Genomic DNA, 10,964 nt, shown 5'->3' with positions numbered 1-10,964 from the left:
GGTCCGGGCGCCCGCGCCCGGACCCGCCCGGACGGGGGCGCCGCCTCCCGGGGAGGACCGGAGCCGCACGAGCGCCGACAGCCGGGCGCCGCGGTGCCGAGGCCCCCGGGACACGGGGCGCCGACCCAGCCGTGACACACAACCCACCGGGCGGTCGAGCCCGGCTCCACAACAGGACACACGGGACGACCGGAGATGAGCCCGCACAAGTGAAAGCAATCACAAGCGCTCCCGGCACGCCGCGCGGGCGTGCCCAGCAGCCAGGAGGAGGGTGAGCGTGGAGCTGTACACACCGATCTTCGTGCTCGGCGGGATCGGCGCCGCGTTCGTCGTGGTGTCGATGGTCGCCGGTGCGGTCCTGGGGCCCAAGCGCTACAACCGCGCCAAGATGCAGGCCTACGAGTGCGGCATCGAGCCCACGCCGCAGCCCGCGGGCGGCGGCCGGTTCACCGTCAAGTACTACATGACGGCCATGATGTTCATCGTCTTCGACATCGAGATCATCTTCCTCATCCCCTGGGCCGTGCACTTCGACGCCCTGGGCTGGTTCGGACTGGTCGCGATCGTCCTCTTCCTGGTGAACGTCTCCATCGCCTACGCCTACGAGTGGCGCCGGGGAGGCCTCGAATGGGACTGAACAGTGCTCGCCTTGGGCCTCCGCTCCGCTGCCCACCCGTCACCCGCCACCACCCTCAACCGACGCCTACGGCGCAGTTCCTCCCTTGTTCGGGCGTCCCGAGGGCGGGAACCTTCGGCCTCTACGCGCCAGTCCTCGTTCCTCGGACAGGCGCTTTGAGACCTCCAGAACCCCGCCGACGCCCGAACGCGGACCACCGCGGCAAAGCGCCGACCGCAGAGCACACCCAGCAGCCCAGCCCGGAGGAGGAGAGCGTCTGATGGGACTCGAGGAGAAACTGCCCAGCGGCATCATGCTCACGACCGTCGAGCAGGTCGTGGGCCTGGCCCGCAAGAGCTCCATGTGGCCCGCCACGTTCGGCCTGGCCTGCTGCGCCATCGAGATGATGTCCGTCGGCGGCCCGCACTACGACCTGGCGCGGTTCGGCATGGAGAAGTTCGGCGCCACCCCGCGCCAGGCCGACCTGATGATCGTGGCCGGGCGGGTGAGCCAGAAGATGGCCCCCGTCCTGCGCCAGATCTACGACCAGATGCCCGAGCCCAAGTGGGTCATCGCGATGGGCGTGTGCGCCTCCAGCGGCGGCATGTTCAACAACTACGCGATCGTCCAGGGCGTGGACCACGTCGTCCCCGTGGACATGTACCTGCCCGGCTGCCCGCCGCGGCCGGAGATGCTCCTGGACGCCGTGCTCAAGCTGCACGACAAGGTGCAGAACACCAAGCTCGGCGCCCACCGGGAGCAGGAGATCACCGAGAACGAGGAGCGGATGCTCCGCCGTTCGCTGCCGCTGGTGAGCAAGGACTGACATGAGTACCGACAACGAACGCGAACGCGACGAGGAAGCGGCCAACCTCCCCGACAAGCTGGGCCGCGAGCGGTTGGCCGCGCCGGTCCGGCGCACCGGGATGTTCGGCGCCACGACCACCGGCGACACCTCCGGCTTCGGCCGCCTGCAGGTGCGGGGGAGCGCTCCCGTGCGCAGCCAGCGCCCCTACACCGACCCCGAGGACGCGCGCACCGCCGACTTCGACCGGGTGGCCGACGACCTGGAGGCCGCCCTGGGAGAGGACGCCGGAGCGGTCGAGCGGGTCGAGGTGGCCCGCGGCGAACTGACCTTCCACACCCGCCGCGAGGCGCTGCCGAGGCTGGCCCGCCTGCTGCGCGACGAGCCCGCCCTGCGCTACGAGCTGTGCCTGGGCGTGACGGGCGTGCACTTCCCCGACGACGCCGGCCGGGAGCTGCACGCGGTCTACCACTTCCGGTCGATCACCCACAACAGCGAGATCCGCGTCGCCACCACCTGCCCCGACGCCGACCCGCACGTGCCCTCGATCGTGTCGGTCTACCCGACCAACGACTGGCACGAGCGCGAGGCCTGGGACTTCTTCGGGATCGTCTTCGACGGCCACCCGGCGCTGACCCGCATCCAGATGCCCGACGACTGGCACGGCCACCCCCAGCGCAAGGACTACCCGCTGGGCGGCATCCCGGTCGAGTACAGGGGAGCCACCGTGCCCCCGCCGGACGAGCGGAGGTCCTACAAGTGAGCCCCGCCAACCCCACGCACTCCGTCACAGAGGGAGGCCCGGCATGACCATCACCGAGGACTACATCGACGCCTCCGGCGGGGACTGGGACGACGTCATCGAGAAGGCGCAGGCCACCAGCGCCGAACGCCTCGTCGTCAACATGGGACCCCAGCACCCCTCCACGCACGGCGTCCTGCGGCTCATCCTCACCCTCGACGGTGAGACCTGCACCGAGGCGCGCGTCGGTATCGGCTACCTGCACACCGGTATCGAGAAGAACATGGAGTACCGGACGTGGACGCAGGGCACCACGTTCGTGACCCGCATGGACTACCTGACGCCGCTGTTCAACGAGGCGGCGTACTGCCTGGCGGTCGAGAAGCTGCTCGGCATCGAGGACCGCGTCCCCGAGCGGGCCAGCGTCATCCGCGTGATGATGATGGAGCTCAACCGGATGGCCTCGCACTTCGTGGCGATGGCGACCTTCGGCATGGAGCTGGGCGCGACCACGGTCATGACCAACGGCTTCCGTGAGCGCGAGATGATCCTGGACATCTTCGAGCTGGTCACCGGCCTGAGGATGAACCACGCCTACATCCGCCCCGGCGGCGTGGCCCAGGACCTGCCGCCCGGCGCGGCCGGCAAGGTCCGCGAGCTGCTCAAGGAGATGCCCAAGCGCATCGCCGTCATGCGCAAGCTCCTGGACGAGAACCCCGTCTACCTCGCCCGCACCAAGGACGTGGCCCACCTCAACCTGCCCGGCTGCATGGCGCTCGGCGTCACCGGCCCGCTGCTGCGGGCCTCCGGCCTGGCCTGGGACCTGCGCAAGGCCAAGCCCTACTGCGGCTACGAGGGCTACGAGTTCGACGTCCCCGTCTCCGACGGCGGCGACGTCTACGCCCGCTACCGGGTGCGCATGGCCGAGATGGAGGAGAGCCTGAAGATCATCGAGCAGTGCCTGGACAAGCTCCAGCCCGGCCCGGTGATGATCCAGGACGCCAAGATCGGATGGCCCGCCAAGCTGGCGCTGGGGCCCGACGGCCTGGGCAACTCGCCCGACCACATCGCGCACATCATGAGCGGCTCCATGGAGGCGCTCATCCACCACTTCAAGCTGGTCACCGAGGGCTTCCGGGTCCCCGCGGGCCAGGCCTACGCGGCCGTCGAGAGCGCCAAGGGCGAACTCGGCTGCTACGCGGTCAGCGACGGGAGCACCCGCCCCCACCGCGTGCACTTCCGCGACCCCTCGTTCACCCACCTGCAGGCCGTCGCGGCCATGTGCGAGGGGGGAACGGTGGCGGACGTCATCGCCGCCGTGGCCAGTATCGACCCGGTGATGGGAGGCGTGGACCGGTGAGCGAGCACGAGACCACCGAGACCGCGGCGACGGCCGAGCCCCGCGAGGCCTTCACCGCCGAGGTCACCGCTCGGCTGGAGCCCGAGGCCAAGGAGATCATCGGCCGCTACCCGCGGCCGCGCTCGGCGCTGCTGCCGCTGCTGCACCTGGTGCAGGCCGAGGAGGGGCACGTCAGCAAGGCCGGGATGCGCTTCTGCGCCGACCAGCTCGGCATCACCCTCGCCGAGGTCAACGCGGTCGCCACGTTCTACACCATGTACCGCCGCCGCCCCGGCGGCGACTACCAGGTGGGCGTGTGCACCAACACCCTGTGCGCGGTGATGGGCGGCGACGAGATCTTCCAGACCCTCAAGGACCACCTGGGGGTCGGCAACAACGAGACCACCGAGGACGGCAAGGTCACGCTGGAGCACGTCGAGTGCAACGCGGCCTGCGACTTCGCGCCGGTCGTGATGGTCAACTGGGAGTTCTTCGACAACCAGACCCCCGACACGGCCAAGCGGCTCGTGGACGACCTGCGCCTGGGCAGGGACGTCGCGCCCACGCGCGGCCCCGCCAGCCTGTGCACCTGGAAGCAGGCCTCCCGCGTACTGGCCGGGTTCGAGGACGGCCGCGCGGGCGAGGGCGTCCAGGCCGCCGCGCCCTCCCTGGCCGGACTCAGGCTGGCCAGGGAGCGCGGCTGGACCGCTCCGGACCCCGACAACCTTCCGCCCCGCGAACAGGGTGAGGAGGACGCCAAGTGACCACCCTGACCCCGATCCTGTCGCGCGACTGGGACCGCCCCGACTCCTTCACCCTGGAGGGCTACCGGGCCACCGGCGGCTACGGCGCGCTGCGCAAGGCGCTGGCCATGGAGCCCGACGCCATCGTGGACCTGGTCAAGAAGTCCGGCCTGCGCGGCCGTGGCGGCGCCGGGTTCCCCACCGGGATGAAGTGGGGCTTCCTGCCCGCGGACAACCCCAACCCGCGCTACCTCGTCGTCAACGCCGACGAGTCCGAGCCGGGCACCTGCAAGGACATCCCGCTCATGCTCGCCAACCCGCACGTGCTGGTGGAGGGGGTGGCGATCGCCGCGTACGCGATCAAGTCCAGCCAGGCCTTCATCTACGTGCGCGGCGAGGTCCTGCACGTCATCCGGCGCCTGCGCCGGGCCGTCGCCGAGGCCTACGAGGCCGGGCTGCTCGGCAGGGACGTCCTGGGCACCGGCTTCGACCTCGACGTCGTCGTCCACGCCGGGGCGGGCGCCTACATCTGCGGTGAGGAGACCGCGCTGCTGGACTCCCTGGAGGGCTACCGGGGCCAGCCCCGGCTCAAGCCGCCCTTCCCCGCGGTCGCCGGGCTCTACGCCTCGCCGACCGTGGTCAACAACGTCGAGTCCATCGCCAGCGTGCCGAGCATCGTGGCCAACGGCGCCGAATGGTTCACGTCCATGGGCACCGAGAAGTCCGCCGGGTTCGGCTTCTTCTCCCTGTCCGGGCACGTGGCCAACCCCGGCCAGTACGAGGCCCCGCTGGGCGTGACCCTGCGCGAGCTGCTCGACATGTCGGGCGGGATGCGGCCCGGGCACCGGCTCAAGTTCTGGACGCCCGGCGGCTCCTCCACGCCGATCTTCACCGAGGAGCACCTGGACACCCCGCTCGACTTCGAGTCGGTGGGCGCCGCCGGGTCCATGCTCGGCACCCGCGCCCTCCAGATCTTCGACGAGACGACCTGCGTGGTGAAGGCCGTCGGCCGCTGGATCGCCTTCTACGCCCACGAGTCCTGCGGCAAGTGCACGCCCTGCCGCGAGGGCAACTTCTGGATGGTCCAGGTCCTGGACCGGCTGGAGAACGGGCAGGGCACCGAGGCCGACCTCGACAAGCTCCTGGACATCTGCGACAACCTGCTCGGCCGCTCCTTCTGCGCCCTCGGCGACGGCGCGACCAGCCCGGTGACCTCCTCGATCAAGCACTTCCGCCAGGAGTACATCGACCACGTGGAGCGGGGCGGCTGCCCCTTCGACCACTCCCGGGCCACCCTCTGGGGCGACCGGCCGACCACGACGGGAGGACAGCAGTGACCGTCACCTCCAACTCCTCCGGCGGAGCCGCGCCCGCGCCGCCGCCCGAGGACCTCGTCACCGTCACCATCGACGGGTTCCAGGTCCAGGTGCCCAAGGGGACCCTCCTGATCCGGGCCGCCGAACTCCTCGGCATCCAGATCCCGAGGTTCTGCGACCACCCGCTGCTGGACCCGGTCGGGGCCTGCCGCCAGTGCCTGGTCGAGATCCCCGACATGGGCAACGGGCGCGGCATGCCCAAGCCGCAGGCCTCCTGCACCATCACCGTCATGGAGGGGATGGTGGTCAACACCCACCTGACCTCCCCGGTGGCGGAGAAGGCCCAGCGCGGGATCATGGAGTTCCTACTCATCAACCACCCGCTGGACTGCCCGGTCTGCGACAAGGGCGGCGAGTGCCCCCTCCAGAACCAGGCCATGTCCACCGGGCAGGGCGAGACCCGCTTCGTCGACGTCAAGCGGACCTTCCCCAAGCCGATCGCGCTGTCCACCGAGGTGCTGCTGGACCGGGAGCGCTGCGTGCAGTGCGCCCGCTGCACCCGCTTCGCCGCGCAGATCGCGGGCGACCCGCTCATCGAGCTGATGGAGCGCGGCGCCGACGAGCAGGTCGGCATCGCCGAGGGCGAGCCCTTCCAGTCCTACTTCTCCGGCAACACCGTGCAGATCTGCCCGGTCGGCGCGCTCACCGGCTCCGCCTACCGGTTCCGGTCGCGCCCCTTCGACCTGGTGTCCACGCCCAGCGTGTGCGAGCACTGCGCCGACGGGTGCGCCCAGCGCACCGACCACCGGCGCGGCAAGGTCATGCGCCGCCTGGCCGGGGACGACCCGCAGGTCAACGAGGAGTGGAACTGCGACAAGGGCCGGTGGGCGTTCAGCTACACCACCCAGTCCGACCGCCTGTCCCGCCCGCTGGTGCGCGACGGGGAGTCCCGGGCCCTGGAGTTCGCCTCCTGGTCCGAGGCGGTCGGCGTCGCCGCCCAGGGCCTGGCCGCCGCGCGCGGCCGGGTCGGCGTCCTGACCGGGGGCCGCCTCACCTACGAGGACGCCTACGCCTACGCCAAGTTCGCCCGCGTGGCCCTGCGCACCAACGACGTGGACGCCCGCGCCCGCGCGCACTCGCCCGAGGAGGCCGACTTCCTGGCCGCCCACGTGGCCGGGACCCCGGTCGGCGTGGACTTCACCGCCCTGGAGAAGGCGCCCGCGGTCCTGCTGGCCGGGTTCGAGCCCGAGGACGAGTCGCCCCTGGTCTTCCTGCGGCTGCGCAAGGGAGTGCGCAAGCGCGGCCTCAAGGTCTACTCGGTCGGCTCCCACGCCAGCCTGGGCCTGACCAAGACCCACGGGACCCTGGTCCGGGCCGTCCCCGGCGACGAGGCCCGCGTCCTCAACGCCCTGGACACCGACGACCCCGACGTCGTCGCGGCCCTGAACCAGGAGGGCGCGGTCATCATGGCGGGCGAGCGCCTGGCCGCCGTGCCCGGCGCCCTGACCGCCGCCGCGGCCCTGGCCGAGCGGACCGGCGCCCGCCTGGTGTGGGTGCCGCGCCGCGCCGGGGAGCGCGGGGCCGTGGACGCCGGAGCGCTGCCGGGCCTGCTGCCCGGAGGCCGACCGGTCGCCGACCCCTCCGCCCGCGCCGAGGTCGCCCAGGTCTGGAACGTGGGCTCCCTGCCCGAGACCCCCGGCCGCGACACCGCCGCCATCCTCGCGGCGGCCGCCGCCGGGGAGCTGGACGCCCTGGTCGTCGCCGGGGTGGAGCTGGACGACCTGCCCGACCCCGACGCCGCCCGCGCGGCCCTGGCCCGGGTGCCGTTCGTCGTCAGCCTCGAACTGCGCGCCAGCGACGTCACCGACCGCGCCGACGTGGTGCTGCCGGTGGCCGCCGTCGCCGAGAAGTCCGGCACCTTCGTCAACTGGGAGGGCCGCCACCGGCCCTTCGGCGACGCGCTTAAGGTGCCCGGCGCGCTGTCCGACCTGCGGGTGCTCTCCGCGATCGCCGACCAGATGGACGTGCACCTGGGCCTGCCCGACGCCGCGTCCGCCTACGGCGAACTGATGGAGCTGGGTCTGTGGACCGGCGAGCGCGCGGACGGACCCCGCGTGCGGCCCGTCGAGGTCGTGCGGCCCGAACCCGGCCAGGCACTGCTGTCCACCTGGCGGCAGCTGCTCGGCACCGGCCGCATGGAGGACGGCGAGCCCTACCTCGCCGGGACCGCCCGGCAGGCCCGCGCCTACCTGTCCCCGGCCACGGCCGAGGAGATCGGCGTCCCCGACGGCGGAACCCTGCACGTCACCGGAGCCCGCGGATCGGTGACCGTGCCGGTCATCGTCACCGACATCGCCGACCGCGTCGTCTGGCTCCCGGCCAACGCCGACGGGTGCGACGTTCCCCGCGACCTGGGCGGCGGCGCGGGGCAGACCGTCCTGTTGTCCGCGTCCACCACCGGAACCGGTAGCAACGGGTCCGCCAGCACCCACGGGAGGCAGCAGTGACCCCCGCCGCTCTCGGTCCGGGCGTGACCGCCCACCTGGCCTCCGAGGAGACGCTGAGCGCCTTCGGCGGCGACCCCTGGTGGATCACCACCATCAAGGCGCTGGCGATCTTCGTCTTCCTCATGATCTGCGTGCTGATGATGATCATGGCCGACCGCAAGGTCATGGGCCGGATGCAGCAGCGCCACGGACCCAACCGGATGGGCCCCTTCGGCCTGTTCCAGTCGCTCTTCGACGGCATCAAGCTCTCCCTCAAGGAGGACCTGATCCCGCGCGGGGTGGACCGGTTCGTCTACATCGCCGCGCCGATGATCGCGGCCGTGCCCGCCTTCATCGCCTTCTCGGTCATCCCGATCGGACCCGAGGTGAACCTGTTCGGGGTCATCACCCCGCTCCAGCTCACCGACCTGCCCGTCGCGGCCCTGGTGGTCCTGGCCACCGCCGCGCTGGGGGTCTACGGGTTCGTGCTCGGCGGCTGGGCCTCCCAGTCGCCCTACGCCCTGCTCGGCGGCCTGCGCGCCTCCGCGCAGGTGATCAGCTACGAGATCGCGATGGGCCTGTCCTTCGTCGCGGTCTTCATCATGTCCGGGACCCTGACCACCTCGGGGATCGTCGAGTCCCAGCGCGGACTGTGGTTCGCCGTGCTGCTCCTGCCGTCCTTCCTCATCTACCTGGTGACGATGGTCGGCGAGACCAACCGGCTGCCCTTCGACCTGGCCGAGGGTGAGGGCGAGATCGTCGGCGGCTTCATGACCGAGTACGGGTCCATGAAGTTCACGATGTTCTTCCTCGCGGAGTACGTGAACATGTGCACGGTCGCCGCCGTGTCCGTCACGCTCTTCCTCGGCGGCTGGCTCGCCCCGCCCGGGATCGCGGCGATCCTGCCGGGCGCCAACGAGGGCTGGTGGCCCGCCCTGTGGTGGCTGCTCAAGTTCGTCTGCGTGATGTTCCTGTTCATCTGGGCGCGCGGCAGCCTGCCCCGGGTGCGCTACGACCAGCTCATGAAGCTGGGCTGGAAGGTGCTCATCCCGATCCAGCTGGTGTGGATCACCGCCGTCGCCGTCGTGCGGATGCTCGTCCTGGACGGCGCCTCCCCGCTGGTCGTCGGCGTGGTGATCGCCGCCTTCACCGCCGCGACCGTGGCCGCCTTCGCCGCCTGGCTGCGCCACGTGCGCCGCGAGCGCGCCGAGGAGGCCCGCCAGCGCGCGGAGAACGCCCGCCGGGCGCACCGGGAACCCGCCTTCGGCGGCTTCCCGGTTCCGCCGAGCGCCGCACCGCACTACGGCAGCAGCGTGCTCGCCGAACCGCCGCGGACGGCCCCGGCCGCCGCCGACCGCAACAAGAAGGGTGAGGAGGTTACCGGTGCTTGAGTGGCTCAACCCCGTCAAGGGTTTCGGTGTCACCTTCCACACGATGTTCAAGAAGGTGCCGACCGTCGAGTACCCGGAGGTCAAGCGCCCCACGGCGCCTCGCTTCCACGGACGGCACCAGCTGAACAGGTGGGCCGACGGCCTGGAGAAGTGCATCGGGTGCGAACTGTGCGCCTGGGCCTGCCCGGCCGACGCCATCTACGTGGAGGCCGGTGACAACACCGACGACGACAGGTACTCGCCCGGCGAGCGCTACGGCCGGGTCTACCAGATCAACTACCTGCGGTGCATCCTGTGCGGGCTGTGCGTGGAGGCCTGCCCCACGCGCGCCCTGACGATGACCAACGAGTACGAGCTGGCCGACGACAGCAGGCAGAGCCTGATCTGGACCAAGGAGCAGCTGCTGGCCCCGCTGCGCGAGGGCATGGAGCAGCCGCCCCACCCCATGCGCCTGGGCGAGACCGAGCAGGACTACTACGCCACCGGGCGCGGCCAGCACGGCTCGCAGGACGGGCACGAGGCGCCCGAGACCCCGGAGGCGGTCCGTTGAACCCGCTCACCAGCGTCCACGCCGCCCCGCCGTCCGACCAGCCGCTGTACCTGGCCGCGCCGATCGGCGGCGGCGAGGCGACCGCGTTCTGGATCCTGGGCGCCGTGGTCCTCCTCGGCGCCCTGGGCGTGGTCTTCTCCCGCAAGGCCGTGCACTCGGCGATGTCCATGGCGCTGACCATGGTCGGCCTGGCGATCTTCTACGGCATCAACGCGGCGCCCTTCCTCATGGTCGTGCAGATCGTCGTCTACACCGGCGCCGTCCTCATGCTGTTCCTGTTCGTGCTGATGCTCATCGGCGTCAGCTCGGCCGACTCCCTGGTGGAGACGCTCAGCGGACAGCGCCTCATGACGGCCGTCGTCGCCCTGTGCTTCGTCGGCGCCCTGACCACGGGCATCACCCGCATCGCCGTGGGCGACCCGGTCGGCCTCACCGAGGGCGCCGCGGCGGCCGGGGGCACCATCCCGTGGATCGCGGGCGAGCTGCTGCTGCGCTACGTGGTCGCCTTCGAGGCCACCGGCGCGCTGCTCATCACCGCGGTCCTGGGCGCGATGGTCCTGGCGCACACCGCCCGCACCAAGAAGCGCCGCACCCAGCGGGAGATCGCCGAGGACCGCATCCGCGGCGACCACCCGACCCCGCTGCCGGGACCGGGCACCTACGCCCGGCACAACGCGATCGACATGCCCGCGCTGCTGCCGGACGGCACGGTCTCCCAGCTCTCGCTCAACCCCGTCCTGGCCGCCCGCGCCCCCGAGTACCAGTCCCGGGTGCCCGAGACCGTGCGCGCCGGCCAGGCCCCGCTGCCCGGCGGGGCCTCGGACTCGGCCGACTCCAAGACGGCCGAGCCGGTCGCCGACGACCGGGCCCGACCCGCCGCGGAGAGGCCCGGGAACCGGGTGGGGAACGGAACGGGGGTCGCGGCCGAGGACGACGCCGACGAGGGCGGCGGCGGGGCCGTGGGCCCCGACGGTCC

10 protein-coding genes are annotated in these 10,964 nt (G+C 71.8%); all 10 read left to right on the top strand.

Annotated features, from left to right (window positions below; translation table 11 throughout):
• The first annotated feature begins 277 nt into the window (after positions 1-277).
• Entirely contained in the window at positions 278-637 is a 360-nt protein-coding gene (locus DQW06_RS08685) for an NADH-quinone oxidoreductase subunit A (RefSeq protein ID WP_026114451.1), read from the top strand.
• A 259-nt stretch (positions 638-896) separates the two neighbouring features.
• Entirely contained in the window at positions 897-1,442 is a 546-nt protein-coding gene (locus DQW06_RS08680; RefSeq protein ID WP_013156042.1) for an NADH-quinone oxidoreductase subunit B family protein, read from the top strand.
• A 1-nt stretch (position 1,443) separates the two neighbouring features.
• The gene (locus DQW06_RS08675; RefSeq protein ID WP_013156043.1) at positions 1,444-2,184 is read left to right on the top strand and encodes an NADH-quinone oxidoreductase subunit C; all 741 of its coding nucleotides are present in this window, start codon (positions 1,444-1,446) and stop codon (positions 2,182-2,184) included.
• A 43-nt stretch (positions 2,185-2,227) separates the two neighbouring features.
• Positions 2,228-3,523: an NADH-quinone oxidoreductase subunit D gene (locus DQW06_RS08670; protein WP_013156044.1), complete on the top strand. Its 1,296-nt coding sequence runs from the start codon at positions 2,228-2,230 to the stop codon at positions 3,521-3,523.
• Positions 3,520-4,266, top strand: a complete 747-nt coding sequence (nuoE, locus tag DQW06_RS08665; RefSeq protein ID WP_013156045.1) for an NADH-quinone oxidoreductase subunit NuoE — start codon at positions 3,520-3,522, stop codon at positions 4,264-4,266. The genes DQW06_RS08670 and nuoE overlap by 4 nt, the downstream gene beginning before the upstream one ends.
• Complete coding sequence (gene nuoF, locus DQW06_RS08660) at positions 4,263-5,582, top strand: NADH-quinone oxidoreductase subunit NuoF (protein WP_013156046.1); 1,320 nt, start codon at positions 4,263-4,265, stop codon at positions 5,580-5,582. The genes nuoE and nuoF overlap by 4 nt, the downstream gene beginning before the upstream one ends.
• Positions 5,579-8,068, top strand: a complete 2,490-nt coding sequence (locus DQW06_RS08655) for an NADH-quinone oxidoreductase subunit G (RefSeq protein ID WP_117198265.1) — start codon at positions 5,579-5,581, stop codon at positions 8,066-8,068. The genes nuoF and DQW06_RS08655 overlap by 4 nt, the downstream gene beginning before the upstream one ends.
• Complete coding sequence (nuoH, locus tag DQW06_RS08650) at positions 8,065-9,438, top strand: NADH-quinone oxidoreductase subunit NuoH (RefSeq protein WP_013156048.1); 1,374 nt, start codon at positions 8,065-8,067, stop codon at positions 9,436-9,438. The genes DQW06_RS08655 and nuoH overlap by 4 nt, the downstream gene beginning before the upstream one ends.
• The gene (nuoI, locus tag DQW06_RS08645; protein ID WP_013156049.1) at positions 9,431-9,988 is read left to right on the top strand and encodes an NADH-quinone oxidoreductase subunit NuoI; all 558 of its coding nucleotides are present in this window, start codon (positions 9,431-9,433) and stop codon (positions 9,986-9,988) included. Before nuoH ends, nuoI begins: the two co-directional genes overlap by 8 nt.
• On the top strand, positions 9,985-10,964 hold a 980-nt coding region (locus DQW06_RS08640), incomplete at its 3' end, for an NADH-quinone oxidoreductase subunit J (RefSeq protein WP_117198264.1). The genes nuoI and DQW06_RS08640, both read left to right, overlap by 4 nt.

It is taken from the genome of Nocardiopsis sp. TNDT3 (genome assembly GCF_003427465.1).
Lineage (GTDB): Bacteria > Actinomycetota > Actinomycetes > Streptosporangiales > Streptosporangiaceae > Nocardiopsis > Nocardiopsis dassonvillei.
Note: the sequence above shows the minus strand (reverse complement) of the source record. Positions and strands in the feature narration are given on the sequence as shown.

What these genes read in the sequence shown, in the direction of transcription:
- DQW06_RS08680 (WP_013156042.1), top strand. Translation starts at nt 897, where the DNA reads ATGGGACTCGAGGAGAAACTGCCCAGCGGCATCATGCTCACGACCGTC.
- DQW06_RS08670 (WP_013156044.1), top strand. Translation starts at nt 2,228, where the DNA reads ATGACCATCACCGAGGACTACATCGACGCCTCCGGCGGGGACTGGGAC.
- DQW06_RS08675 (WP_013156043.1), top strand. Translation starts at nt 1,444, where the DNA reads ATGAGTACCGACAACGAACGCGAACGCGACGAGGAAGCGGCCAACCTC.